Consider the following 26,454-nt stretch of genomic DNA (forward strand, 5'->3'; position numbering starts at 1 on the left):
CGGGAGCGGTTGGCGTCGGATTCCCGGCTGTCGGGTTCCCGGCTGTCGGGTTCCTGGCTGTCGGGTTCCCGGCTGTCGGGTTACCGGGCCGTGTAGGCGCGGAGGATGGTCTGGTCCACCGTGTTGCCTCGCTTGTCGGACGCCTTGGCGCGCAGGGACACGCTGCCGCCCGCCGCCGGGGTCTTGACCGTGACCTTGCCGGCGATGACCGGCCGCAGGGCCCAGTGCGCGCCTTCGTCGTACGAGACGTGGACGAGCAGCACGGCGAGCTGCTTGCCGGCCGCCGCGCCCTGCACGGTCACCGGGATCTGCAGGGTCGAGCCCGCGGTGGCCGTGCTGTCCGCCGCGAGCGGCGGGGCGAAGCGCACCACCGACACCGGCAGCGCGGTCTTCTCGGCGACGTTCTCCGAGCGGAACGTCCAGCTGGCAGTGACCTTGCTGGAGACCGGGGTGCCCGCGGCGCGGGTGGCCGTGGTGGTCAGCCGGTACGCGGCGGAGCGGGCCGGGACCGTGAAGGACGCGGCGCCGGTCAGGGGATCGGCGCTGGTGCCGATCTCGGTGCCGTTACTGGTGAGCGAGGTGCCCGCCGAGGCGTACGTCAACGGTACGGAGTTGCCGTCGCTGTCCGCGAACAGCGGGACCGTTCCGGTGATCTGGTCACCGGTCCGGAACAGCCCCTGGCCCGTACCGAGGTTCGGCCCGAACACGCCGATGCCGAAGGACGTCTGGTAGCTCTTGCCCGCCTCGTACGTCGCGTACGGGACCACGTACTGGGCCTCGAAGAGGTTGGTCGCGATGTCGTACCGCCGGAAGTCCAGCTGCCATTTGGTGCCGCTGTCGGCGTTCACATAGACCGCGGTCTCGTACGGCAGGTTGCGGCTGACGATGTACTCCCACCCGGCCCCTCCGGTGCCGGTGTCGGCCCCCACCAGCAGGAAGGCGCGCTTGTTCGGGGTGGGCGAGCCGAGCCGTGTGTCGATCTTCGCCAGTTCGGCGAACTGCGGGCTGCGGACGAAGCCGTCGGTGTACCGGGTACCCGCCGCCTCGTACGCGAAGTGGTACTCGGACGCGTCCGCGTTGTTGAGGAAGGTGACCTGGATGCGCTGCTGGAGCTCACCGGGGGCGGCGTCCGCCCCGAGGTGCGCCGTGCCGAAGGCGAAGGTCTTGAAGCTGCCGAGCAGCCACGCGGTGCTGGTCCAGTACTCCGGCGTCTTGATGTCCGCGCCGACGTAGGCCGAGAGAGAGGTGGCCTTCGGATCGGGCGGGGTGACGTCGACGGGCTTGGCGGTGCGTTCGTCGATGGTCACCTTCGTGTCGTGGTCGAGCTGCAGGTTGGACTGGTTGATCACATCCGCGCCGGACCAGATGGAGCCTGTGTAGACATAGAAGGATGTGCTGACGTAGTAGCGCCCCTTGGGCAGCCGGATGGAGTCGGTGCCGGTCGCGTTGCCCAGATCGCCCCAACGGCCCTTGCCGAGTCCGCCGACGCCCACGTAGTGGCTCTTGTAGGTGGTGGCCGGCTTGCCGTCCTTGCCGATGTGCTCGAAGGTCAGGTCGTACGACTCGATCTCGCGCTCCACGGCTGCCGCGGTGCGCACGCTCTGACCGCCGCCGCTCGCCGTGACGTACGCGCCGTAGACGCCGTCCAGCGTGCCGACGCGCGTGTCCGCGCTGACGGTGGTGGATGCCTCACCGCCGGCGGGGACGGTCAACTGCGGGTCCTCCACGGTGAACACGCCTTCGGGCGCGGGCTTGCCGTCGGGGCCGGTGGCCGCCAGGGACAGGTCGAGGGTGACGGCCTCGGTGCCCTCGTTGCGGTAGGTGAGTTCCTTGGTGAGGAGCTCGTCGTCGGTGTGCGGCCAGGTCTGCCGGCCGAAGGAGAGCGAGTTCTGCTCGGCGGTGACGGTCTGGTCGATGGCCCGGGCCAGGTCGATGCGGCCGGAGCCCTGCTGGAAGGGGGTGTAGCCACCGGAGACCGTCGAAGCGGTCAGCGTCGACTTGATCTGCTCGCCGGTCCAGTCCGGGTGTTCCTGAGCCAGGATGGCGGCGGCGCCGGCGACATGCGGCGTGGCCATGGATGTCCCGGAGATGGCCACATAGCCGTCCGCGACGGGGGTGCCCCCATTCGCGACGGTGCTGCCCGGCGCGGCTGCGGCGCCGATGCTCACGCCGGGCGCGGTCACATCGGGCTTGATCGCGGCATCGCCCAGGCGTGGGCCGCGGCTGGAGAAGGCGGCGAGAACGTTGCTCTTGTCGACGGCGCCGACGGTCAGGGCCGCGTCCGCGCTGCCGGGCGAGCCGATCGTTCCGGTGCCCGCTCCGATGCCGGAGTTGCCGGCGGCGATGACGAACAGCGTGTCGGTTTCGGCCGAGAGCCGGTTGACGGCCTCCTCCAGCGGGTCGATGCCCGGAGTGTCGGTGCTGCCCAGGCTCAGGTTGACAACGTTGGCACCCTGCGCGACGGCCCACTCCATACCGGCGAGGATCCCGGAAGTGGGGCCCGAGCCGTAGTCGTTGAGCACCTTGGCGTCGAGGATCTTCGCGCCCGGTGCGACGCCCGTGTACTTCCCACCGGACTTGGCCCCCGTACCGGCGGCGATGGACGCGACGTGGGTGCCGTGGCCGTAGCGGTCCGTGGAGTCGGCCGAGGTGGAGAAGTTCTTCTCGGCGATCTCCTGGCCGGCCAGGTCCGGGTGGGTCTGGTCCACTCCGGTGTCCAGGACGGCGATCGTCGTGCCGGCGCCGTCGTAGCCGGCCTGCCAGGCCGTGGGGGCGCCGATCTGCGGCACGCTCTTGTCCAGGTCGGCCTGGCGGATGTCGTCCAGCCAGACGGCGTCGATCCCGGACGCGGTCGTACGGTACGGGGCGGCGCTCGCGGGCTCACTGGTGAGCGCGTCCCAGGTGGTCGTGGCGTCCTCGGCCGGGGTGGTCACGGCGTCGGCGTCGAGCGAGGTGAAGGAACGCCGCAACTCGTTGTCACCCGCGGTGCGTACATCCTGCCGGGCGGCGGGGCGGGCGCCCTGGTAGGTGACGATGAGCTGGATACCGTCGCGCTGCTGGGCCAGATAAGCGGGCTCGCTGAGCGTGGTGAGGTCGAAGAGCCGCTGGTCGACGCGGCCTTGCTGGACCAGGCGTTCGGCGTCGGCGGGCACGGCGTAGGTGTGACCCTCGACGCGCTCGATCTGGATGGGGATGTCCTCGCGACCCGCCGGGCGCTCCACGGACACCGGTTCGCCCTCGCCGTCCACGGCGATCCGGTCGCCGGTGACGAGGGTGATCCAGTTCTGCGCGGTGCTCGCATCCGATTCCGTCAGCGTCTCGGACCCGGCAGTCTGCGCGGCTGCTGCGGCACTCGCCGCGCCGGCCGCCGGGGTCCCGACCAGTCCGGCGACGAGTGCCGTGGCCGACGCCGCGGCGACCGAAATGGCGCGTATTCGGCGCGGTCTGCTGCTCGGCTGTCTATTCAATTCCGTGCCCCTGACGAAGTCAATGTGAAAGGAAGCCCCATCGGGCTCTCCCGATCACACAGTATGGGCATGACAAGGGCTTTCACTCAACAGGCTTCCGATCATGGACAGTTGAGATAAATCGGCCACTTCCACATCGAATTCAGTAAACCCATTGGCATGTTTCCACTCTGTGAAGAATATTCAGGCGGATCGCGTTATCGGTAAAAGGCGGTCGCGTTCTTCGCGAAGAAGCAGAAAAGGGTCGGGGCGAACGGGGGGACAATGGGTGGATGCGCATCCGTATCGACGCCGACGATCTGCCGGGCCTCACCTGCTCACCCGGGGCCCAGGCCGACAGCAACACCGTGGTCCACAGCAACGTTCACGTCGCTGTGCAGCGCCGCGACCGCCCGGCTGAGCTCCTCGACCCGCAGCCCGGCGACGCCGCTTCGGCGACCTGGACACTGGAGTGTTCCACGGCACTCTCGCCGACCGGCACCGAGGTGAAGGGCCCTTACGTGCAGGACCGTCTGGGCCGACGTTTCATCTATTTGTCATGGGGCACGGTCGACGAGGCGGGCGTCTTCTCGATGTTCCGCCGCGCCAAGCTCATGATCGACGCCATTCCCGCCGAGGTACTCGCCGCCGCCGCGCGTGACGGTCTGCTGGTCGGACGCCTCGGCCTGTCCGACGCGTACGGCGGACCGCTGTGCGCACGCGTCGAGCCCCCGCACATCACCTGGACCGCCGGACCGGCCGCCTAGTACTGCAGCTGCAACCCGCGGCCAAACCGGCTGCGGGCATGGGCGGCCTCCTTGACGCCCCCTCCCCAGGCCCCTCGGTTCAGTCCCGGAGCCGGTCGATCTGACGGATCTTGTTGGTCGCGTCCAAGGCGGCCACCTTGTAGGACTCGGCGAGCGTCGGGTAGTTGAACACCGCGTCGACCAGGTAGTCGACCGTGCCACCGCAGCCCATGACGGACTGGCCGATGTGGATGAGTTCGGTGGCGCCGGTGCCGAAGCAGTGCACCCCGAGCAGCTTGCGGTCGTCCGGGGAGACCAGAAGCTTGAGCATGCCGTGCGAGTCGCCGATGATCTGGCCCCGGGCCAGTTCCCGATAGCGGGAGATGCCGACCTCGAACGGCACGCGCTCCTCGGTGAGTTGGTCCTCGGTCCGGCCGATGAAGCTGATCTCCGGAATGGTGTAGATGCCGATCGGCTGGAGGTCGTGCATCCGGTTCACCGGCTCGCCACAGGCATGGTAGGCCGCTGTACGGCCCTGCTCCATCGAGGTCGCCGCCAGCGCCGGGAAGCCGATGACATCACCGACGGCGTAGATGTGCGGTACTTCGGTGCGGTAGTGCTCGTCGACCTTGATCCGGCCGCGCCGGTCGGCGGACAGGCCCGCCTTGTCCAGGTCGAGTTCGTCGGTGAGACCCTGTCGGCCCGCCGAGTACATCACCGTGTCCGCCGGGATCCTCTTGCCGCTCTCCAGGATCGTGAGCGTGCCCCGGGCGTGCCGCTCGACCGCGGCGACGGTCTCCCCGAAGCGAAAGGTGACGGCGAGGTCCCGCAGGTGGTACTTCAGTGACTCGATCACCTCGACATCACAGAAGTCGAGCATCCCTGGCCGCTGTTCCACCACCGTGATCTTGCTGCCGAGGGCGGCGAACATCGAGGCGTACTCCATGCCGATCACACCGGCGCCGACGATGACCATGGAGCGCGGCACTCGCTCGAGGTTCAGGACGTTGTCCGAGTCCAGGATCGTCTGCTCGTCGAACTCGACGGTCGCCGGCCGGGCAGGACGGGTGCCTGTGGCGATGACGATGTGCTCGGCGGTCAACTCCCTTTCATGGCCGTTTACTTCTTTGAGGCCGATGGTGTGCTCGTCCACGAAACGGCCGGTGCCTGCGAACAGGGAGACGTGGTTGCGGGAGAGCTGGCTACGGATGACGTCGACCTCGCGGCCGACCACGTGCTGGGTGCGCGCGGTCAGGTCGGCGACGGTGATGTCCTCCTTGAGCCGGTAGCTCTGGCCGTACAGATCGCGCTGGGTCAGCCCCGTGAGATACAGGACCGCCTCGCGCAGCGTCTTGGAGGGGATGGTTCCGGTATGGATGGATACTCCGCCGACCATGTCCGGACGGTCGATGACGGCGACCCTGCGGCCGAGTTTCGCGGCGGCGATGGCGGCCTTCTGACCGCCCGGACCGGAACCGATGACAAGCATGTCGAAGTCAGGCACCCTCCGGAGTGTGTCAGCCCGAAGCCCTCGTCCGAAAGGGTGAACGGGTGACCGTTCACCCGGAATGCCGGTAGCTCCGTCCACCGACCCCTCTCCGGCCCCCTTCTCCGGCCCTGCCCCGACCCCGCCCCCGCACCGGTTCCAGCCCCCTTCTCCGCACCGGTTGCAGCCCCCTTCTCGGCGCCGGTTCCGAGAGGGATCGTCAGCCTCCTCGGGCCGCCGGCGCCCGCCCTTGCCGGACATCATCGACGGGGTCCGGCGGGCACCGGGGTTGCCGGCTGAGCCGAGCAGGGTCACCGGTCGGCGGTCTCCTGGCCACCCGGAATCCATCGGCCGAAGGGCTGCTCGGTGAATCCCTCACGGGCGTCGTCGACGTGGGCTAGATTCAGGGATCCTCGGCTCCAGCGTCTCTCGGTGAGGCCGATTCGAGGAGAACTCCGGAGCGGCGAATGCACCAGTCCGAACTTCCCCCGACCGCTACGGCGGTGATGCAGGGGGGACTCGCCGACAGCCTCTTCGAAACCGCTCGCCGCAACCCGGAGCTCGCACAGGTCGCGCGTCGCTCCGACTCCTCGTCCTCGGCGTGGACACCGGTGACGGCCGCCGAGCTGTGGGACGAAGTGGTCGATCTGGCAAGGGGGCTTGTCACGTCCGGAATACGTCCGGGCGACCGGGTCGCCATCATGGCGCGCACGCGCTACGAGTGGACGGTGCTCGGCTATGCGCTGTGGTCGATAGGAGCCGAGGTGGTTCCCGTCTACCCGACCTCCTCGCACGAACAGGTCGAGTGGATCCTCAAGGACGCCCACTGTGTCGGCGTGGCGGTCGAGGACGAGCAGGGCGTGATGACGGTCGGCTCCGCGTGTGCCGCGCTGCCGTTCCTGCGCCATGTCTGGCAGTTGGACACCGGGGCCCTGGCGCAGCTGGCCGAGCGGGGCCGTGCGATCCCGGCGACCACGGTCGACTCGCTGCGCCGTATCGTGCTGCCCGACTCCACCGCGGTCGTCGCCTACACCTCCGGCACGACGGGACACCCCAGAGGCTGCGCCCTGACCCATCGGAACCTGGCGAGCTCCGTCGACACACTGCTCGCGGGCTGGCGGCACACGGCGGCCCCTCCCGGAGAGCAGCCCGCGATCCTCGCCTTCCTCCCGTTCTCGCACGTGTACGGCCTCATGGTCCAGGGGCTCTGTCTGCGGGGCGGCATGCTGATGGCACACGAACCTGACGCGCGTGCCGAGGCACTCTCGGCAGCCCTCCTCTCCTTCCGGCCCACCTTCCTGTACGCGGTGCCGTTCGTCTTCGAGAAGATCTACAAGAACTTCCTGCGCTCCGCCCAACGTGCAGGACGCGGACCGCTGTTCGAGCGTGCCGTCCGCACCGCGCAGGACTTCGCCGCGGCCACCGAACGCCAACGGCTGGGCACGGGCCCCGGTCCCGGTTACGACCTGAAACTGCAGCACGCCCTCTACGACAAGGCGGTCTACCGAAAACTGCGCGGCGCACTGGGCGGACGGGTGTGCGGCGGGGTGTCCGGCGGCTCGCCCCTCAACCGTGAACTGGCCCTCTTCTACGCCGGAATCGGGATCTCCATCCACGACGGATACGGGCTCACCGAGACCAGTGGCGGCATCACCGCGCAGCCGGTGCGACGAGAGAAATTCGGAACCGTCGGCCGTCCTCTGCCGGGCACGGACATTCATGTGGCCGAGGACGGGGAGATTCTGGTCTGGGGCCCCTCGGTGTTCCAGGGATACATCAACGACGCCCCGGCCACCGAGGCCGCGTTCCCGAACGGCTGGCTGGCCACCGGTGACATCGGCAGTGTCGACGACGAGGGCTACCTGACCATCACCGGACGCAAGAAGGACATCATCGTCACGAGCGGCGGCAAGAGCGTGGCCCCCGCGGCCCTCGAGGAGCGTCTGCGCGCGCATCCGCTGATCCATCAAGCGGCGGTCGTGGGTGACAACCGGCCTTGTGTGGGGGCCCTGATCACACTGGATCCCGAGTTCGTCGCGCACTGGCAGGCGTCCCGGGCCAAGGGTGAAACCCCGGTCCGGGACGCCCGCGAGGAGAACGAACTGCGCGAGGAGGTCAGACGTGCCGTCGCCGCCGCCAACTCCACGGTGTCCCGCTCGGAATCGATCCGGGTGTTCCGCGTCCTCCCGGATGCCTTCGACATGACCAACGGTCTGATGACACCCTCGATGAAACTGCGCCGGGATGCGATCACCAAGCGGTTCGCCGCCGAGATCGAGGCGATGTATCAGAAGTCCTCGCGCGCCTCACGGGAGTACGTACAGAGCGAGCCGTCGATCTGGGACGACTCCGACAACGTGTTCCGGTGAACAGGACGCGCTCCGCCACGGCGTGGGACGTACGTGCTTCCCAGAAGTGACCTCAGCGGGGTCACGCGGCTCCTGACTTCCGGCTGTTTCGTGGTGTTCATGGAAACACTCTGCGCCGAGGGGACCCGGGCCACCAGACCCCTCCTGTGAGCATGACTGCCGGTCCTGGTACTGGTGCCACCACCGTCGGCGGGAATCCCCATTTATGGCGCCGCCGACTGGTGCGAGCGCACGGCGCCCGAACGTTCCCCGGCCGGCCACCGTCATAGCGGTAGCTGTCTTCGAAGGGACTGCCGCCATGACCGCCTCACGCTACCTGCCCACCGCCGCGCTCATCGGGGGGCTGCTGTACGCGACCGCCGCTTGCGGATCCGAGGCGTCGACTTCTTCCGGACGCGGTGGGACGGCCGCGGCGAGTCCCTCCGCCGAGGGGAGCGCAACCAGTTGGCAGGAGCCCTCCTCGTACGCCTACACCATGACGTCGAGTGAAGGCGAACGGAGTCTGATCGGGACGTTCCGGGTGACGGTCCAAGGCGGCAAGGTGACAAAGGCTGTGGGACTCGACGAGAGCGGCCGGCGGGTGGTGGAGCAGTCGCTCGGTGAAGTACCCACCATCGGTGGGCTGTTGGAGGAGCTGGAGCGGGCCCGGCGTGACAACGCGGACAGGGCGGAAGCGGAGTACGCGCCCGATGGGCACCCGGTCCGGATCTTTCTCGACCACGAGAGCAACGCGATCGACGACGAAGCCCTGTACGTCATCAGCGCCTACCAGCCGGGCGACGGCTGACGTGCCGCTCACCGGGCGCCGTCTGTCAGAAGCCGTACCCGCACGCCCTGTTCAAGGCACCAGAACGATCTTGCCGATGGTGCGCTTCTCCTCGATCGCGCGGTGCGCGGCGGCGGCTTCGGCCAGCGGGTAGGTGCGCTGGACCGTGACCCGCAGTCGGCCCGCCTCGATGAGCTCGGTGACCCGCTCGAGTACCTCGCCGGAGGGCTCGGCCGTGACCCAGACATCGCGCAGACCGCGGGCCGTGGCCTGCGCCTCGTCCGTCCCCGGGTCGATCGACGCGCCGATGAGCAGTCCACCCGGCCGCAGGACGTCGAAGGAGCGCGGCCCGTAGGAGCCACCGACCAGGTCCAAAACCGTGTCCACCGGCGCAACGGCGCTCCGGAAGTCGGTGGTGGTGTAGTCGATCAGTTCGTCGGCGCCGATACCGCGCAGGAACTCGTGGTTGGCCGCGCGGGCGGTGCCGATGACGTACACGCCGAGTTCCTTGGCGAGCTGCACCGCGACATGGCCGACGCCGCCTGCCGCCGCGTGGATCAGTACCCGGTCGCCGGGGCGGGCCCGGGCCAGCACAGTCAACGCCTGCCACGCGGTGAACGCGACCAGGGGCACGGCCCCGGCGTGCACCAGGTCGAGGTTCTTGGGCCGGGGAGCCAGCGCGGCGGCCGGCACGGCGGTGTAATCGGCGTACGCGCCGCGCCGCGAGACCGGCAGCAGGCCGTACACCTCGTCGCCCGGCACGAATCGCGTCACCCCCTCGCCCAAGCGCTCGACGACGCCGGACACGTCGTTGCCAGGCGTCCACGGCAGGTTGACGAGCCCCGACACCCGCCCCGAACGGAGAACCGTGTCACCTGGATTGACTCCGGCACCGGCGACCCGAAGCAGCACCTCCCCCGGGCCGGGTTCCGGCACGTCGGTCTCCTTGTAGACGAGCTCCTCCGGACCACCGAAGGTGGACTGGACGATGGCATGCATACGGTCGGACACCCGAACTCCTCGTCGGCGGGCACAACACGGACGTCGGCGGCTGCTATGTCAACTGGCCGGCCCTTGGGGGGAAGCGCGTCCTGGCGTCCACGGTGTGGGCGCGCATCACCTGCTGGGCGCGTGCGTCGTCGCGGGCGGCGATGGCCGCGATCAGCTCGCGATGCTCCGCCCAGGCCTGGCTGACGATGGGTGTGAAGTACCGGCGGACCCTCTGTTCGACATGGGCGGCCAGCTGGGCGAGCACCGCGTTCCCCGCCAGTTCCACGACGCAGGCGTGGAACGTGGCGTTGGCGATCACGGCCGTCTCCACGTCGTCCGCGGCGACCGCGGCCTCACCCCTCGCGCACAACTCGTCCAGCCGCTCAAGTCCTTCGCCGCAGGAGCCGACCGCCGCCAGCCGCGCCGCCTCGGTCTCCAGTACGACGCGGACACCGAAGAGCTGATCGGTCTCGTCCCCGGTCGGCTCGTGGACGAAGGCGCCCTGGGCCGGGCGAAGGTCCACCCACCCTTCGGAGTTCAGCCGTTGCAGCGCCTCCCGTACGGGCTGGCGCGAGACCCCGAGGTGGCCCGCGAGCTCACTCTCCACCAGGCGCTGGCCAGGGTGCAGCGACTGTGAACTGATCAGCTTCCGCAGCGCCTCGTACACCTGCTCGCGCACCGGTATCGGGCGCTCCAGCTTGGATATTGATTCGTGCGGCAGCCCGTTGAACAGCATCCCGGCCTCCGTTGACGTCTCCTGTCTCCTCAATCTAGTGCCGTGGCACAGCCGCAGTCACGACTAACCGTGGCTGCCGCGGCTCATTCCGTAAACACGCCGGTCCACTGTGGGAGGACGCCGGCGCACCCACCCGAACAGGGCCACCGACCACACCGCCACGAACGCGCACCAGGTCGAGACGAACTCCATCTGCCACAGCGCCCAGCAGATCAGCGCGCCCACGGCGACCATGACGCCGAAGAGCGTCAGCCCGCGGTCACCGCAGAGCATCAGGGATCCGACGGTGGCGAAGAGGTAGCAGACGATGAGTAGTTCCGGGTGGGACAGGTCGACGAAGTAACCGACCGTGTGGCCGCGGATCTCGGCCCTGACGGGACGGACGGCGAGCGCGTGGGCGAGCATGGCGGCGGTCACCAGGCCCACGGCGAGCGGGATCAGCAGACGGCGCCTGGCGTGTCGAGGCGCGGCGCACAGCACTGCCACCGGTACCCACACCGCCAGCAGCGGGAGGGCGATGACGGCCCAGGCGACGGTGGCGGGGCCCGTTCCGCCGCCGGCGTCCCACACCTTGGACTCGATGATCTGGTGCGCCCCGAGGAGCAGCGGCAGCGCGGCCAGTGGGAGATCGCCGGGCCTGCGCACGCGTGACACACAGGCCACGCCGACCGCGGCGATACCGGTACCGGCTACCAGATCGGCCGTCGCACTCCAACACATTGCGCCACCGTGGGTCCGCCGTCATGTGAGTCAGCCCTTACAGCGCACAAAGCTACGGCGCCGGTGGACCGATGGATGTCGTTGACACGACAGCCCCGTGGGGTTGTGTTCCTCGTGCCTGGGATCCCTGCAGGAAGACCCGCCCTGTGTTCCGGCCGCGAACAGTGATTGGGTGGGCCTCGGTCACGCCAATCGAAGCGCAGGAGAGCCCCGTAGTCATGAGCAACCCCTACACGTACGAGTACAAGGTCGTCACCTTCCGGGAATCGCTGATCGGCGACGCCCTGGACAGCGGCAAACTGGAGAAGGTCCTCAACAAGCACGCCGAGGACGGATGGGCGCTCAAGGCGATCACGTCCGCCGACGTCAAGGGCCGTGTAGGTCCCGGCGCCGTGGAGGGGCTGCTCCTGACGCTGGAGCGCCCCCGCCAGTAGCCGCGCGGGGTGCGCCGTACGCCGAGGCGGGGGATGCTGGTGCTGATGGGACAGCGGATCCGCAGGCGCTACTGATGCCGTCGTAGGCCTTCCGGCACGGGAGGCCTACGTCGGCTGGGCGGATACCGGCTTCGGTGACGTCAGGACGGTACGGCGATGAAAAGCGACAGCACACTGCCCGGAGAGGTCGTCTCCAGTCACTCGGTGTTCGGCGCCCCGTGCTGGGTCAGTCTGACCACGCGCGACCTGGCGCTCGCGGAGAGGTTCTACCAGGCCGTCCTGGGCTGGACGTGGCAGCCGAGCAAGCTGGACGACCAGTACAGGATCGCAGTCCGGGACGGGGTGCCGGTCGCCGGGATCGCCGGAGCGACCTCGCTCTGGCAGACGGCTGTGGCGTGGATTCCGTACTTCGCGGTGTCCAGCGCGGACGAGACGGTGGCCCGGAGCCAGGAACGCGGCGGTACCACCGCGGTGGGACCCATCTCGTTCCCACCGGGGCGGGCAGCGCTGCTGGCCGACCGGGACGGAGCGGTGTTCGGCATCTGGGAGGGTGAGCTCGTGGCCGGCTGGGAGACCTGGCGCCGCGCGGCACCCGCCTTCGTACGGCTGCACACGCGCGACGCCTTCGACGCCGCCATTTTCTACGGTGAGGTCCTGGGCTGGGATTCCTCGACCTTCGGAGGCTGTGAAGTCCACTACGAGGAGAACGAGGTCGTGCTGCGCAGCCAGGGCGATGTCATCGCCCGCATCTACTCGGGCGCGGTGGGGTCAGCGCCCGATCCCACGATCAGACCGCACTGGCAGGTCCATTTCGCCGTCTCCGACGTGGAGGCCTGCGCCCGGGCCGCGCGAGCGCATGGCGGCACCGCCCATCAGCAGGGCGTGGGCTCGACGGAGGCGGTCCTCGCCGATCCCGACGGAGCGCGCTTCACGGTGACGTCGAAGGCCGTGCTGTAGCTGGGGATGTCGGTGCCGGGAGCGCGTGGGGCGATCCCGGGCGGCGGGGCACCCACCCTTCAGGGCCGTGGCGGGTGTGGCCGGTGTCCGCACAAAGTCTCCTCGCCCACGACGCGACGGAACCCCCGGATCAGGCTCCAATAGAGGGTGACGGGATTCAACCGGTACGACAGGCGCCGCCGGACCCCCCGCAGCCCCGACGGCGGCGCGATGGAGGTCCGCGATGCCCACTGCTCTCCGGCTTCTGCCCGCACTCTCCCCCGACCACCGCGAGCGGCTGATGAGCCTGGCGCGTGAGGTCTCGTTCCCGGCGGACGGAAGGATCTTCGAGGCAGGCGGCATCGCCGACCGTTTCTGGGTGGTGCGCTCGGGGACGGTCTCCCTGTACCAGCGGGTCGTCGGGGACAGGCGCATCTCCGTCGCGACGCTGGGGCCCGGCGATCTGCTCGGCTGGTCATGGCTGTTCCCGCCGCACCGGTGGGACTTCGGCGCCGAGGCGTTCAGCCCCGTACGTGGCTACGAGTTCGATGCACGGGCGGTCCGCACCCTCTGCGCCGCCGACGCGACGCTGGAGCTCTCGCTGACCCGGACGATCGCCGCCATCCTCGCCCACCGGCTCGAAACGACCCGGGTGGCGCTGATCGAGCACTACGCGCGCCACGGAGGTGGCAGGTGAGGTGACACGACGCCGTACGGGAAGGCCACCGTGTAGGAATCTCGTATGAACGAGACCCCGGACTCCTTCGAACTCGTCCCCGGCACGGCCGGCTCCCCGGTGATCCTTCATGTGCCGCACTCGGCACGGGAGATCCCGGCGCCGGTACGCGACGGCATCGTGCTCGACGACACGGCGCTGGAGCGCGAGTTGGACCACATCACCGACGCGCACACCGCCGAACTGGCCGTGGCGGTCGCGGCGGCCGCCGATGTCGCGCCGTGGCGGTTCGTCAACCGGCTGTCCCGGCTGGTGATCGATCCCGAGCGCTTCCCCGACGAACGGGAGGAGATGCTCGCGGTCGGCATGGGCGCGGTCTACACGCGGACCACGCACCGTGCGCCGCTCCGACCGGCCGACACCGACCCGCGGGCACTGATCGACCGTTACTTCCACCCGTACGCACGGGCGATGACCGACGCGGTGGCCGACCGGCTGGCCGCCACCGGGCAAGCCGTGATCATCGACGTCCACTCGTATCCGACGGCCCGGCTGCCCTACGAACTGCACGGCGACGGTCCCCGGCCGCCGGTCTGTCTGGGCACCGACGGGTTCCACACGCCGCCCGAACTCCTCTCGCTCGCCGAGAAGGCGTTCGCGGGCGTCGGCGGTGTGGGGATCGACAGCCCGTTCTCCGGTACGTACGTCCCGCTGCGTTTCTACGAGCGGGACCCCAAGGTCACGGCCCTGATGGTGGAGATCCGGCGGGACACGTACATGAGCGAGCCGGGAGGTCCCGTGGGCCCGGGGCTTTCCCGCCTGGTGTCGGCGCTCACCACTCTCGTCGATGCCGTATCGAGGTGACCGGCCGCACGCTGGATCGAGGTAAGCAGTTGCGTCGAGTCTCCGTTGCCTGACGCCCGGCTCTCCGTCAGGCTGTGCTCACTCGTTCTGCTCGCACGGCTGAGCGAGCACCGTGTGACGCCGCGTCCACGTCCCGTGGAGAGGGGGTGTGGCTAGCTTCCATTGGGGACGGCGTCGGCAACGATCACCAAGTAGTTCAGCTCGCCGGACTGGTGCCCGTCGAGGAACGCCTGCTCGACCCCGGTGCGGAGCCTGGAATGGGACCGCAGCTCCCAGTAGGGGATGGCCTCGGCTGTGAGGTCCCGGACCATGGAAGGAACGAGGTTGTTGGCGGCCAGCGCCCGCATGTAGGCGCTGCGGCGGTGGATGTGGCAGACGTAGTGGCGGTCGATGTAGTCGACGGCGTCGCTGTGGGCGGACACGGCGTCGTCCGCGCACCAGGTGACGCACACGTAGCGGCCCCCCGGGCGCAGCAGGCGGGCGAACTCGGCGAACCCTTCGTGCAGGTCGATGTACATCGTGGTCTCGTTGGTGACGACCGCGTCGAAGGAACCGGCGGGCATGCGGGTGTCGGTCATGTTGCCGTACTGGAAGGAGACCTTCTCGTCCCAGCCGCGCTCGCGTCCGAGGCGTTCGGCGAATTCGATGTGGTGGGAGCAGAAGTTGACCCCGGTCACCGAGCAGCCGAACCGCTGGTTGATCAGGTATGAGGTGCCGCCTCGCCCCGACCCGCCGTCCATCACATGTGCCTGAGGGGAGAGCGGCTGCAGCCCCTCCAGCACGAGTTCGACCTGGTCGGTCTCCATGCGGTGCATCTCGGCGAGGATCGCCGCCTCCCGGCGGTCCCCGGGCAGGTCGAGGACGGCATGGTTGAACCCGCCGACGGCGAAGTGATGGTGGTAGAGGCCGTCTTCCGCGCCGAGAAGCAGGTTGATCGGGTCGTCGGTCTTGTTGTCCCAGTCGGTCTGCAACCGGCGCTCGTAATCGGTGCGAGCTACTGGGTTGGCCACTCCCTCGTGGATCGTCATGGCGTCTGTCCTTTCCCTTGTGCGGACTTGGCTGTTGTGTTTCGGGTGCTGTGTAGTTCAGGTCGTGCGGTTGACGATGAGTTGGAACAGGGCGCGCAGTTCACCCGTGGCGGCCGCCGTCAGGCCGGCCCGGTCCAGGCAGTCCAGAGCCAGGCCGAGGTGGTGGTGGGACCGATGTCGGGCCGTTCGGCGCCCGCCGGCTTGCTCGATGAGGTCGGCCATCTCCTCCAGGTGCGCCGGGGTGGTCTCGGCGCCTTGCCACAGTCGGCGCAGCCGGGTTCCTGCGGGCCCGTTGTCAGCCGCGGCGGCCAGGACGGGCAGGGTCAGATTGCGGCGCTGGAGGTCACCGCGCGCGGGCTTTCCGGTAACGGCGGGGTCGCCCCAGATGTCTTCGAGGTCGTTGGCGGCCTGCCATGCGATGCCGAGGTGGTGTCCGGCGCCGCGCAGGGCGTTCAATGTGGTGTCGGGTGCGCTCGCGCGGATCGCGGGCGCGGTGAGGGCACATTCCAGCAGGGCGCTCGTTTTCTGGGCGGCGACCTGTTCGTATCGCGCGACGTTGGCAGCGGGGCCCAGGCTGAGGGTCAGCTCGGCGGCCTGTCCGGCGAGGACCAAGCCGATCGCGTCGGCGAACGATCGCGCCTGCCGGTTGTGGCTGTCCAGGATCATTCGCAGGCCGGCGGCCTGCATGGCGTCACCGGCCAGCACCGTCAGCGGCACGCCGAATGCCGCCCAGGCGGACGGGCTGCCACGGCGCGTGCGGTCGTCATCGATGATGTCGTCGTGCAGGAGAGTCGAGTTGTGCAGCAGCTCGACTGCGGTGGCTTCGGTTCCCATGTGCTCCGGCGGGATGTTGAGGCCGACCGCAGTCGCCATGACAAGGCTGGCCCGCACCAGCTTGCTCGTGCCGACACCGGCGTCGGCGTCGACAAGACCGACGTGGTGCAGGCAAACCCGCGCCAGGTCGGCTTGCAGCGCACGGACTTGCTCGTTGAGCAGGGGCCAGACGATGGTGCGCGCGCTGTCCAGCGAGGGGAACGGTTGTGGTTTGACGGGCACGGCAGGCGTGGTCATCGGGGTCCTCCTGGACGACGGAGTATCGATCTTCGAATTGGCGGCCGCTACGGCCTTGCAGGCGTGATGGGTCCTTTGCCTTTGGGGTCCGTGTTGTCGATCCGGACTGCTTTCACGGACCGGTCAGGTGCGCGCCATCAAGAGCGGGGCGGTTGCGATGGTGAGCCCCCACACCAGGTAGAACAGCTGGTAGGTGAGGCGGTCGGCGGAACGACCGTGCCGCAGCAGCGCCAGCGCGGCGCAGGTCCAGGACGGGAGTGCGATCGCCGCCGCACTCACCACGCCTCTCCAGTCGCTGACATCCGACATGCGGGCCAGCGTGAGATAGAACGCGAAGGGCAGCAAGACCATGAGTGCGGCGAACCAGCGGCGCACGAAGCCGGGGCCGATCACCAGTGCCAGGGTGCGGCGTCCGGTGGCGCGGTCGCCCTCCATGTCCCGGACGTCCTCGTAGATCAAGCCGAGCGGAAAGTACACCGCCACGAATGCAACCCAGATCCACGCGGTGGCGTCGAGCGGGGCCAGGAGCTGCCATCCGACGGCAGGCGGTGCGAACGCGCCCGAGACGTTGAAGGCCGGCTTCCACCATAGGTAGTAACGAGGCGAACCCCAGCGGTACGTCAGGAACACAGCGGCCACGAAGATCAGCGCCCACTGCCACACGCCGCAAGCCCAGGCCATCAGGATGGACAACGCCGTGACCACCCAGTAGCGGCGTACGAGGTCGTCCGCGGTGGCCAGACCCGCTGGGATGGGGCGGTAGGGCTTGTTGTACGCGTCTTCGGCGCCGGAGTGAACCTGGTTCGAGCAGTCGTTGATGTAGACGAGCAGCAGCGCAAGCACGAGCGCCTTGCCGACCCCCGCCAGTCGTTCCCCGGCAGGCAGGTCGTAACGGGTACCGGCGGCGACCGCGAACAGGACGGTCGGCAGGACAGAGACCATCAAGTTGTCGGCGATCATGCGCCTGGTCAGATCGACCTCGCGGCTCAGCCAGGCGGCCACGGACCGCAGACCCGACGCGGGGCGCCGGCCATGCGTGGTGCCGGACGTCTCGTTCGTCACCATGCGCGGTCCACGACCATGGCACCGAGAGCCCACAGCGCAGCGGTTTGCCGGGGGTCGAGCCCGCAGCTTTCAAGGTGCCCCTCCGCGTCGGCGAGCGCGGTGAGGGCCACCGCCCTGCTGAGGTCGCCGGCGCCGGCCTGCTCGATGGCGCGGGTGCACTCGGCCACCTGCGCGTCGCTCGGCGGCTCGGTGCTGCGGTAGAGCGCCCGGAGTGATTGCGCGGCAGGGTCCGGGCATGACAGAGCGGCAAGGACGGGGTAGGTCCACTTGCGTCGGCGCAGATCTGCGCCGACCGGCTTGCCGACGACCTCCGGGTCACCGAAGATCCCGAGGAGATCATCGACGATCTGGAAGGCCAGGCCGATGCACCGGCCGAAGCGGCCCATCCGGGCTACGAGTTCGGGGGGCCCGCCAGCCGCGGCGGCGCCCAGCGCGCAGGCCGCGCTCATCAGCGCCCCGGTTTTGAGCTCGGCCATCCGCAGGTAGTCCTCAGTGGTCAGATCGCGTCGCGATTCGTACTCGACGTCCAGCGCCTCACCATGAATCAGCTCTTGGACCGCCTCGCACAGTCGGCCGACGAGCCGGATGTCGTCGAGGCACTCCACCGCCAGCGCCAGCAGTGAGTCGCCGCACAGGAGGGCCGCCGACGAGCCGAACTGTGTCCACACCGTGGGGCGGCCGTGCCGCTCCCGGTCCTGGTCGATCACGTCGTCGTGAACGATGCAGAAGTTGTGCACCAGCTCGACTGCGGCGGCCACTTGGTCGAGCCGGCCTGACAGCGCTTCTGTCGCATGGTCGAGCCGGTCGGACGCGCCTGCGGCCGCCTGCGCCGCGGCGTAGACGAGGGCGGGCCGCAGCCCTTTTCCGGGAAGTCCACCGGTGACCGGGTTCCCCTCGGCGTCGCTCCAGCCGAAATGGAACGCCGCCCAGTGACGTTGCCGGGGCGGCAGTCCTTGCACCTGGGTGCGCAGGGTGGGAAGCACCTGCCGCCGCGCCTGCTCTAACGTCTCTCCCGCGAGTGATCCGAATTCGGGCCTGTACTGCCTCATGAACTGATACCTCCTGCAGGCACGCGCTCCTTGCGCATTTCACGGATCTGCGTCGCTCAACGATGGGATCCGTCGGGGACCCGCCTTCGGCGGGCGCTTGCTCCGGGTTCTCCCCGAGACGGGGAAAGGTCCCAGGGCGCCAGCGTGCAGGCGGCCTTGGGCGGCAGGCCGTGGGGCCGCATGACCGGCGGCAAAGGTCAGTGCGACCGCTGGCGGCGCGCAAGGGCCAGCAGCGCGAGGGCGAACGCCTTTTTGCTGAAGCGGGTGTCGTGGAATCGGGTGTGGTTGTGCAGGGTGAACTGACGGTCGGCCAGATCGTTGACCATGCGCATTCCCTGGCCGGGACCCTGGGTGACGGCGTGCAGGGCGTGGAGGCCGTACTGCGCTAGTTGTTCGGGGGAACTGAGGTCACGGGCCATGTCGAGCAGGATGTCCGGCAGGGCGTCGCGGATGCTGTCGGAGAGTTTCAGGTCGGGGTGGATGTGGCGGACGGTGCCTTCCATGTTGGCTACGGCTTTGCCCACGATCGAGACGTTGGGTGTGGTCTGGATGCCGCGGTTGCTGGCGAAGGCGAGGACCGATGTGAGGGCGACGCCGAAGTTCAGCTCGGCAAGGGAGGCGTTGGTGACGTGGGGGACGAAGCGTGCAATGTCGGCAGTGAATCCGCCGATGTCGCTCCAGGGGTTGGTGGAGCCCATACGGATCCAGGACTGTGCGAGTGCCGGCCCATCGTTGTAGGCCATGCCGACCAGCGTGCCGAGCATTCCGGCGCTCATGCTGCGGTCGATGCGGCCCACCATGCCCCAGTCGATGACGTGGGCCTTCCCGACAGGGCTGATCAGGACGTTGGCGGGGTGGGGGTCGGCGTGGAAGACCCGGTGGACGAAGAACCCTTTGAACATGTAGGCGACGAACTCGTTGGCTATCTTCTTGCGCTGTTTGCGGCTCAGTTCGCTGTCTTTGAGCCGGTGCGCAGCCTGCCCGTCGGCCAGGGTCTGGACAAGGACGCGTGGAGTGGCGACGAGGGCTTTCGGCACCTTGATCGTCTTGAACTCTTTCGCGGCTCTCCGGGCGTCCTTCATGTTGGCCGCCTCGCGGGTGAAGTCCAGTTCAGCGCCCATGGCGCGGAAGATGACGTCGAGCATTGCCGCGGTGTCGATGACCTCGTTGAACCGTGGCGCCACCCGGCCGAACATGCGGATGACGCGCCGCAGGACAGCCATATCGCCGACTACGGCCCCGTGGGAACCAGGCCGCTGGATTTTCACGACGCACGGGGTGCCGTCCCGCCAGGTGGCGCGGTAGACCTGCGCGAGGGAGGCGGCGCCCAGTGGCCGGTCCGTCTCGAGCGAAAGGAACGAAGCCCGCCAGTCGGCTCCGAGTTCTTCCTCCAGCGTCGGAACGAAGGACGTGAAGGGCCGGACGTTGGCCTGGTCGGTCAGCAGGGCGAGTTCCTCGCGCACGTAGTCCGGGACCATGTCCGGTCTGGTGGCCAGGATCTGGCCGACCTTCACATACAGGGGCCCGAGTTGTTCCAGAGCCTGGCGGATCGCCCGGGCCCGCTGCTGCTCGGTGGTTGCTCCCGATTCACTGCCTGTGCGGGGGCGGCGGCGTCCGGTGGACCGGGACACCTCCTGCATCCCGAGCCGGGCCAGTACCTGAGCGGTGTGTCGCGCGCGGCGCTCAGACATGCCGGCCCGCCTGTCCCCGCCGCCCGAGGCCTACGGGCTGGGAGGGCGGACCGCCGCACCGCGCGCGCTCAGCCCGCGTGGGAGCTCCTTTCCTTCGCACGGTCCTGCTTGAGGTACTGGTCGAGTTGCACCACGAGGGCTTCGACCGCGCGGTTGTTCCGCTTGACCAGCTTGCGGGTGCTGTTCTTCCCCTTCTTCTTTTTCTTCCTCCCGGTGAGTGCCCGGCGCGTCATGTCGCGCGAGTCGCATGCGAGGTCGCTCGCCCGGTCCAGGACGGCCTCGACAAGGCCCTTGCGCTTTTTGGACATGGCAGTACTCCCTGCTTGAACGGTGCTGTGAGTGGAACCGACACCGGACGACGGGCGTACTGGCAGCCCTGTCGTGCGCCGGCAGTGTGGTGGCGCCGAGCCCTCGGGTTCCGTGGCGGGCAGCGCTTGAAGACCACCACGGCCGACTGACCAGGGAGTTGCCGCCTGGCTGGTAGATCGCTCATTTCAACCATCGGCACCCGCGGTTGCAGAGTCAACCCCCAGGTGGGAGGGCTCGCAGCACACAGGGGGCGTGCGCGGACTCTCCGGTTCCACCGGCGCGAGGCCGCTCTGCAATAGGCCCGGACCGGCTGGGGTGGCTGCGGCCGCCCCGGCTGCAGCCACTGGCAGACCGGCCACGCACTGGGGCTGGGGACGGACGGAGGAATCGATTCGATGTGCGGCCATGGCAGCACGGCCCGGTGGTGCCGCCACCGCCGAAGGGCGTGAGGCGTTGCAGCCCACGAGTGCGGAGCGGTTCAGGCGTCGCGCTGTTCCCGCAGGGACTGCTGGTGTCCGGTGTACCCACCGAGCCGACCGCCGGTAGGACGAACGGTCCGGGAGGCGGAGCGTGAGCAGGGGTGATGACGCCGAGTGTCCCCAGTGCGCCCACAAGTGCGGCTCTGACGCATTCGTGGCGGAGCACCTCAAAGAAGCGGCCCGGCATCGTTTGCCCTGCGGCGGCCGACCAGGACATTCACGACCTGCCGCGTTGGCAGTGGCGGGAGAAGCGGAAGCGATTAGCCGACCCGAGCCTGGTGGTCCTGGACACGCAGAGCATCCACGTGGGCATCGACGTCGAGATCGTCGAACGCAACCCGGACGACAACGGCTTCGTTCCGGGCCAAGCGGTGGATCGTGGAGCAGACGAACGGGATCCTGATGTTCTACCGCCGCGTCGTGCGCAACTACGAACACTGGTCCGCTTCCTCCCGCATCCGCTCCCGCATCCTGTCGGCCGACGCCCGCTCCGTCTTCCGCCCGGCGGATCATTCGTAGATGCTTGCGGCGGACAGTGTTCAACGCTGACGTCCCTGAGGTAGCCGAGGTCTCTGAGGTAAGGGCAGCCCGTCGATGGCTTTGCAGATCAGCGCCACCAATCCGGAGCACCCCGCGCTCCTGCTCGAACTGCCCTGGCAGCTGCCACTGGAGGAGTGGCCCGAGCACTTTCTGGTCCCGCTGCCGCGCGGTATCTCACGGCACGTGGTGCGCTACGCGCGCGCCGGGACCGAGGTGGTGGCGGTCAAGGAACTCGCCGAGCGGCCCGCGGTGCGCGAGTACGAGCTGCTGCGCAGTCTGGACCGGCTCGGAATCCCGGCGGTGGACCCGCTCGCCGTGGTCACCGAGCGCACGGACGCGGAGGGCGCGCCCCTGGAGCCCGTACTGATCACCCGGCATCTGGGCGGCTCGATGCCGTACCGGTCGATGTTCGAGACGACGATGCGGCCCGCCACCATGCACCGGCTGATGGACGCGCTGGCGGTGCTTCTGGTGCGACTGCACCTGGCGGGGTTCGCCTGGGGCGACTGTTCGCTGTCCAACACCCTGTTCCGCCGGGACGCCGGGGCGTACGCGGCCTACCTGGTGGACGCGGAGACCGGCGATCTGCACCCCCAGCTCAGCAATGGACAGCGGGGCTACGACCTCGATCTCGCCCGGGTCAACATCAGCGGCGAGCTGCTGGACCTGGAGGCGGCCGGAGCCCTGCACCCCTCGGTGGACCCGATCGAGTTCGGCACCGAGATCTGCGCGCGCTACCAGGGCCTGTGGGACGAACTCACCCGCACGTCGGTGTACCCGACGGGCAAGCACCACTACATCGACCGCCGCATCCGCCGTCTGAACGACCTCGGTTTCGACGTCGCCGAGATGCAGATAGCGCACTCCTCGAACGGTGACACCGTCACCTTCGTCCCCAAGGTCGTCGACGCGGGCCACCACCAGCGCCAGCTGCTGCGCCTGACCGGTCTCGACGCCGAGGAGAACCAGGCGCGCCGGCTGCTGAACGACCTGGAGAGCTGGATGGCCACCCAGGACGACTACGCGCCGGGCGATCCGCTCGCCGCCCGACCCGAGGTCCTCGCCCACCGGTGGGTCCGGGATGTGTTCCGTCCGACGGTCCGGGCCGTGCCACTGGATCTGCGCGGCTCGATGGACCCGGCCGAGCTGTACCACGAGCTCCTCGAACACCGCTGGTACCTGTCCGAGCACGCTCAGCACGACATCGGCCTGGACACAGTCGTGGACGACTACGTCACGAACATCCTCCCCAAGGTCAGGGAGACCCTGCCCCCGCGGGCTGACACCCCCGTCCCGCCCGCCTGAGAACCCGGTTACAGAGCAAAGGGGACCGATCGTACATACGATTGGGTGGGTACCGGCCCGGCGGCGTGCGCTCGCGTACGCGTCTCCCGGCCGGGACACACTGATCTGCTCGGGGTGGGAGACGTATGGCACAGGCCACCAGTCCAGCGCGGACCGTCATTCTGACCGTCGATGACGATCCCGGGGTGTCGCGCGCCGTGGCCCGAGACCTGCGACGCCGCTATGGCGAGGCGCACCGCGTCGTGCGTGCCGAGTCCGGGGAGGCGGCCCTGGATGCGCTGCGGGAGCTGAAGCTCCGCGGCGATCAGGTCGCGGTGATCCTCGCCGACTACCGGATGCCGCAGATGAACGGCATCGAGTTCCTGGAGCAGGCGATCGACGTCTATCCGGGCGCGCGGCGCGTGCTGCTGACCGCCTACGCGGACACCAACGCGGCGATCGACGCGATCAATGTGATCGACCTCGATCACTACCTGCTCAAGCCGTGGGATCCGCCCGAGGAGAAGCTCTATCCGGTCGTGGACGATCTCCTGGACGCGTGGCGGGCGAGCGACTACCGGCCCGTGGGGGTCTGCAAGGTGGTCGGGCACCGGTGGTCGGCGCGTTCGTCGGGCGTACGGGAGTTCCTGGCCCGCAGTCAGGTGCCCTACCGCTGGTACGCGTCCGACACGCCGGAGGGTGTACGGCTGCTGGCCGCCGCCGGGCAGGACGGGGAGCGGCTGCCGCTGGTGATCACGCCGGACGGTACCTCGCTCGTGGCGCCCGAGGATCCCGATCTCGCTGCCCTGGTGGGGCTGGCCACGACGCCGACCGAGGAGTTCTACGACCTCGTCGTCATCGGCGGCGGACCCGCGGGGCTCGGAGCGGCTGTGTACGGCGCGTCCGAGGGACTGCGGACCGTACTGGTGGAGCGGTCGGCGACCGGCGGTCAGGCCGGGCAGAGTTCGCGGATCGAGAACTACCTCGGTTTCCCGGACGGGGTGTCCGGGGCGCAGCTCACCGACCGGGCACGGCGGCAGGCGACGAGGTTCGGCGCCGAGATCCTGACCGCGCGCGAGGTGACCGCTCTCGAGGTCACCGGGGCGTCGCGCACGATCCGTTTCTCGGACGGTTCGTCGATCGCCGCGCACTCGGTGATCCTGGCGACGGGAGTGTCGTACCGGCAGTTGGAGGCGCCCGGCCTTGCGGATCTGACCGGATGCGGGGTCTTCTACGGATCCGCGCTCACGGAGGCCGCCGCCTGCCAGGGCCATGACGTGTACATCGTGGGCGGGGCGAACTCGGCCGGACAGGCCGCCATGTTCCTGGCGCGCGGCGCCAAGTCCGTCACCATCCTCATCCGCAGCTCGTCCCTGTCCGCCTCGATGTCGGCGTACCTGATCCAGCAGATCGCGGACGCGCCCAACATCAGTGTGCGCCCCGGCACGGTCGTCGAGGCCGCGCACGGCTCGGACCACCTGGAGCAACTGACGCTGCGGGATGTGGAGAGCGGGCACACCGAACTCGTGGACGCGCAGTGGATCTTCGTGTTCATCGGGGCGGCCCCGCTCACCGACTGGCTCGAGGGAACCGTGCTCAGAGACTCGCGCGGATTCATCGTGACCGGGCCCGACATGACCCCCGACGGGCAGCCGCCCGCCGCGTGGGAGCTGGACCGGCCGCCGTATCACCTGGAGACCAATGTGCCCGGCGTGTTCGTGGCCGGGGACGCGCGTGCCGAGTCCGCCAAGCGGGTCGCGTCCGCCGTCGGAGAGGGAGCCATGGCCGTGATGCTCGTACACCGTTATCTGGAGCAGTCGTGAGCGGATACCTGGAGCAGTCGTGAGCGGACAGCCGATGCCGTGCAGTATCGAGGAGCTCTCGAAGCTGTTCCTGTTCGAGAAGCTCGACGCCGGCCAACTCGACCGGCTGTGCCGCGAGGGCCGCGTCGAGTTGTTCGAGCCCGGCTATGTGTACCGCGAGGGCGAACCGGCCAGCTGCTTCTTCGTGCTCCTCGAAGGCAGTCTCGTGATGTCGCGCCGGGTCGGCGCCGACGACGTGGAGATCAACCGCAGCTCGCAGGTGGGGGTGTACGCGGGGGCCATGCAGGCCTATCTGGGCGGCGGTCCGGACGAGAAGAGCTACCGGGGTTCCCTGCGGGTCACCGAGCCCTCGCGGTTCTTCATCCTGCCCGCCGAGGTGTTCGCCGCGGTCCTGCGGGACTGGTTCCCGATGGCCGTCCATCTGCTGGAGGGCCTGTTCTTCGGCAGCCAGAACACCCAGCGGACCATCAGCCAGCGCGAGCGGCTGCAGGCGCTCGGTTCGCTGTCCGCCGGGCTGACGCACGAGCTCAACAATCCGGCCGCGGCGGCGGTCCGGGCCACTTCCGCACTGCGGGACCGGGTGGCCGGGATGCGGCACAAGCTCGGCGTGATCGCGGCGGGACCTTACAAACGCGCCACACTCGAAGCGCTCGTCGAGCTCCAGGAGCGCACCGCCGACCAGGTCGCCAAGGCCACCTCGCTCAGCCCGCTGGAGGCCTCGGACCGGGAGGACGCGCTCGCCGACTGGTTCGACGACCACGACATCGCGGGCGGCTGGCAGCTCGCGCCGACCTTCGTGCAGGCGGGTCTGGACACCGACTGGCTCGACCAGGTGGCCGCGGCCGTGGACGAACACACCCTCGAGGGTGCGGTCCGGTGGCTCAACTACACCGTGGAGACCGAGCTCCTCATGAACGAGATCGAGGACTCCACGACCCGGATCACCCATCTCGTGGACGCGGCGAAGCAGTACTCGCAGATCGACCGCGCGCCCTACCAGGTCGCCGATGTGCACGAACTGCTGGACAGCACACTGATGATGCTCTCCGGGAAGATCGGCTCCGGCATCAGGGTCGTCAAGGAGTACGACCGGACGCTGCCGAACATCCCCGCCTATCCGAGCGAGTTGAACCAGGTGTGGACCAACCTCATCGACAACGCCGTCTCGGCGATGGGCGGCGAGGGCGAGCTCACCGTACGCACCGCACTGGACGGCGACCAACTGCTCGTCGAGTTCCGCGACACCGGGCCCGGGGTGCCCCCGGAGATCCGCGACCGCATCTTCGACCCGTTCTTCACGACCAAGCCGGTGGGCGAAGGCACGGGGCTCGGCCTGGACATCTCCTGGCGGATCGTCGTCAACAAGCACCACGGAAGCCTCCACGTGGAGTCCGTCCCCGGTGACACACGTTTCCAGGTACGTCTTCCGCTGAACGCCGTGGACCCGGAGACCGACGCGGAGGCGGACCTCAACACACCCAGGGAGCCATCATGACCATGCCCGCCGGAATCGACCCGAGCGTCCCGCCCAGCGGTACGGGATGCACCGACTGCGATGCCGTCGGCGGATGGTGGGTCCACTTGCGGCGCTGCGCCCAGTGCGGGCACATCGGCTGTTGCGACAGCTCGCCCGCCAAGCACGCCACCGAGCACGCGAAGACCAGCGGCCATCCCGTCGTCCGCAGCTTCGAGCCCGGCGAGGACTGGTTCTGGAACTACGACTCCTCCGAGATGTACGAGTCGGGTCCCGACCTCGCTCCCCCGCTGAGCCATCCCACCGACCAGCCGGCACCGGGGCCCGCGGGGCGTGTCCCGGCGAACTGGATGAACGTACTGGGCTGACGGGCAGTTGCTGGTCGTCGACGGCAGGCTGCGCGGCACAGGCCTTCCTCCGGCCCGACGTCTCGCACGCATCCGGCGCGCGACCCGACCGCACGGGGCCGGAG

23 protein-coding genes are annotated in these 26,454 nt (G+C 69.0%); 12 read left to right on the forward strand and 11 right to left on the reverse strand.

Annotated features, from left to right (window positions below):
* Nucleotides 1–80 precede the first annotated feature (80 nt).
* Nucleotides 81–3,467, reverse strand: a complete 3,387-nt coding sequence (locus ACFYPC_RS27080) for a S8 family serine peptidase (protein WP_388681137.1) — start codon at nucleotides 3,465–3,467, stop codon at nucleotides 81–83.
* 272 nt (nucleotides 3,468–3,739) lie between these two features.
* Here ACFYPC_RS27080 and ACFYPC_RS27085 point away from each other — a divergent pair, with 272 nt between their 5' ends.
* The gene (locus ACFYPC_RS27085) at nucleotides 3,740–4,213 is read left to right on the forward strand and encodes a DUF5990 family protein (protein WP_388681140.1); all 474 of its coding nucleotides are present in this window, start codon (nucleotides 3,740–3,742) and stop codon (nucleotides 4,211–4,213) included.
* Nucleotides 4,214–4,292: 79 nt separating this feature from the next.
* Here the strand turns inward: ACFYPC_RS27085 and sthA are convergent, their stop codons facing one another.
* Nucleotides 4,293–5,696 carry a Si-specific NAD(P)(+) transhydrogenase gene (gene sthA, locus ACFYPC_RS27090; protein WP_388681142.1) on the reverse strand — a complete coding sequence of 468 codons (1,404 nt, stop codon included), beginning with the start codon at nucleotides 5,694–5,696 and terminating at the stop codon, nucleotides 4,293–4,295.
* 449 nt (nucleotides 5,697–6,145) lie between these two features.
* Between sthA and ACFYPC_RS27095 the strand changes: the two genes are divergently transcribed.
* Nucleotides 6,146–8,047, forward strand: coding sequence for an AMP-dependent synthetase/ligase (locus ACFYPC_RS27095; protein WP_388681145.1), 1,902 nt, complete (start codon nucleotides 6,146–6,148; stop codon nucleotides 8,045–8,047).
* Nucleotides 8,048–8,345: 298 nt separating this feature from the next.
* A complete protein-coding gene (locus ACFYPC_RS27100) occupies nucleotides 8,346–8,834 on the forward strand; it encodes a DUF6174 domain-containing protein (RefSeq protein WP_388681148.1) in 489 nt (162 codons plus the stop codon).
* A 51-nt stretch (nucleotides 8,835–8,885) separates the two neighbouring features.
* Here ACFYPC_RS27100 and ACFYPC_RS27105 read toward each other — a convergent pair whose 3' ends face one another.
* The 3 genes from ACFYPC_RS27105 to ACFYPC_RS27115 form a co-directional block, all read right to left on the reverse strand.
* Nucleotides 8,886–9,824, reverse strand: a complete 939-nt coding sequence (locus ACFYPC_RS27105) for an NADP-dependent oxidoreductase (RefSeq protein WP_388681150.1) — start codon at nucleotides 9,822–9,824, stop codon at nucleotides 8,886–8,888.
* A 43-nt stretch (nucleotides 9,825–9,867) separates the two neighbouring features.
* Entirely contained in the window at nucleotides 9,868–10,539 is a 672-nt protein-coding gene (locus ACFYPC_RS27110; protein WP_388681152.1) for a GntR family transcriptional regulator, read from the reverse strand.
* A 63-nt stretch (nucleotides 10,540–10,602) separates the two neighbouring features.
* Entirely contained in the window at nucleotides 10,603–11,259 is a 657-nt protein-coding gene (locus ACFYPC_RS27115; protein WP_388681154.1) for a DUF6629 family protein, read from the reverse strand.
* A 218-nt stretch (nucleotides 11,260–11,477) separates the two neighbouring features.
* Here ACFYPC_RS27115 and ACFYPC_RS27120 point away from each other — a divergent pair, with 218 nt between their 5' ends.
* From ACFYPC_RS27120 to ACFYPC_RS27135, 4 genes are all read left to right on the forward strand, one after another.
* Entirely contained in the window at nucleotides 11,478–11,693 is a 216-nt protein-coding gene (locus ACFYPC_RS27120) for a DUF4177 domain-containing protein (protein WP_388681157.1), read from the forward strand.
* Nucleotides 11,694–11,849: 156 nt separating this feature from the next.
* Entirely contained in the window at nucleotides 11,850–12,650 is an 801-nt protein-coding gene (locus ACFYPC_RS27125) for a VOC family protein (RefSeq protein WP_388681159.1), read from the forward strand.
* Between the two features lie 223 nt (nucleotides 12,651–12,873).
* Nucleotides 12,874–13,326 (forward strand): cyclic nucleotide-binding domain-containing protein, encoded by a 453-nt coding sequence (locus ACFYPC_RS27130; protein ID WP_388681160.1) that lies wholly within the window; start codon nucleotides 12,874–12,876, stop codon nucleotides 13,324–13,326.
* 45 nt (nucleotides 13,327–13,371) lie between these two features.
* The gene (locus ACFYPC_RS27135) at nucleotides 13,372–14,169 is read left to right on the forward strand and encodes an N-formylglutamate amidohydrolase (RefSeq protein ID WP_388681162.1); all 798 of its coding nucleotides are present in this window, start codon (nucleotides 13,372–13,374) and stop codon (nucleotides 14,167–14,169) included.
* A 152-nt stretch (nucleotides 14,170–14,321) separates the two neighbouring features.
* Here the strand turns inward: ACFYPC_RS27135 and ACFYPC_RS27140 are convergent, their stop codons facing one another.
* The 6 genes from ACFYPC_RS27140 to ACFYPC_RS27165 all read right to left on the reverse strand — a co-directional run bounded on the left by ACFYPC_RS27140 (nucleotide 14,322) and on the right by ACFYPC_RS27165 (nucleotide 20,381).
* Complete coding sequence (locus ACFYPC_RS27140) at nucleotides 14,322–15,197, reverse strand: SAM-dependent methyltransferase (RefSeq protein ID WP_388681164.1); 876 nt, start codon at nucleotides 15,195–15,197, stop codon at nucleotides 14,322–14,324.
* A 57-nt stretch (nucleotides 15,198–15,254) separates the two neighbouring features.
* Nucleotides 15,255–16,268, reverse strand: a complete 1,014-nt coding sequence (locus ACFYPC_RS27145) for a polyprenyl synthetase family protein (protein WP_388681166.1) — start codon at nucleotides 16,266–16,268, stop codon at nucleotides 15,255–15,257.
* 123 nt (nucleotides 16,269–16,391) lie between these two features.
* Nucleotides 16,392–17,333 (reverse strand): UbiA family prenyltransferase, encoded by a 942-nt coding sequence (locus ACFYPC_RS27150; RefSeq protein ID WP_388681169.1) that lies wholly within the window; start codon nucleotides 17,331–17,333, stop codon nucleotides 16,392–16,394.
* Nucleotides 17,327–18,382, reverse strand: a complete 1,056-nt coding sequence (locus ACFYPC_RS27155) for a polyprenyl synthetase family protein (RefSeq protein ID WP_388681171.1) — start codon at nucleotides 18,380–18,382, stop codon at nucleotides 17,327–17,329. Before ACFYPC_RS27155 ends, ACFYPC_RS27150 begins: the two co-directional genes overlap by 7 nt.
* A gap of 197 nt (nucleotides 18,383–18,579) precedes the next feature.
* Nucleotides 18,580–20,073 (reverse strand): ABC1 kinase family protein, encoded by a 1,494-nt coding sequence (locus tag ACFYPC_RS27160; RefSeq protein ID WP_388681174.1) that lies wholly within the window; start codon nucleotides 20,071–20,073, stop codon nucleotides 18,580–18,582.
* A gap of 68 nt (nucleotides 20,074–20,141) precedes the next feature.
* Nucleotides 20,142–20,381, reverse strand: coding sequence for a hypothetical protein (locus ACFYPC_RS27165; protein ID WP_388681177.1), 240 nt, complete (start codon nucleotides 20,379–20,381; stop codon nucleotides 20,142–20,144).
* A gap of 858 nt (nucleotides 20,382–21,239) precedes the next feature.
* Here ACFYPC_RS27165 and ACFYPC_RS27170 point away from each other — a divergent pair.
* The 5 genes from ACFYPC_RS27170 (at nucleotide 21,240) to ACFYPC_RS27190 (ending at nucleotide 26,350) form a co-directional block, all read left to right on the forward strand.
* Nucleotides 21,240–21,380, forward strand: a complete 141-nt coding sequence (locus ACFYPC_RS27170) for a hypothetical protein (protein ID WP_388681179.1) — start codon at nucleotides 21,240–21,242, stop codon at nucleotides 21,378–21,380.
* Between the two features lie 75 nt (nucleotides 21,381–21,455).
* Nucleotides 21,456–22,706, forward strand: a complete 1,251-nt coding sequence (locus tag ACFYPC_RS27175) for a DUF4032 domain-containing protein (RefSeq protein ID WP_388681181.1) — start codon at nucleotides 21,456–21,458, stop codon at nucleotides 22,704–22,706.
* A gap of 125 nt (nucleotides 22,707–22,831) precedes the next feature.
* Nucleotides 22,832–24,508 carry an FAD-dependent oxidoreductase gene (locus ACFYPC_RS27180; RefSeq protein ID WP_388681184.1) on the forward strand — a complete coding sequence of 559 codons (1,677 nt, stop codon included), beginning with the start codon at nucleotides 22,832–22,834 and terminating at the stop codon, nucleotides 24,506–24,508.
* Between the two features lie 19 nt (nucleotides 24,509–24,527).
* Nucleotides 24,528–26,003, forward strand: a complete 1,476-nt coding sequence (locus ACFYPC_RS27185; protein ID WP_388681187.1) for an ATP-binding protein — start codon at nucleotides 24,528–24,530, stop codon at nucleotides 26,001–26,003.
* Nucleotides 26,000–26,350, forward strand: a complete 351-nt coding sequence (locus ACFYPC_RS27190; RefSeq protein ID WP_388681190.1) for a UBP-type zinc finger domain-containing protein — start codon at nucleotides 26,000–26,002, stop codon at nucleotides 26,348–26,350. The genes ACFYPC_RS27185 and ACFYPC_RS27190 overlap by 4 nt, the downstream gene beginning before the upstream one ends.
* Nucleotides 26,351–26,454: the final 104 nt, after the last annotated feature.

The organism is Streptomyces sp. NPDC005808, assembly GCF_042871385.1.
GTDB lineage: Bacteria > Actinomycetota > Actinomycetes > Streptomycetales > Streptomycetaceae > Streptomyces.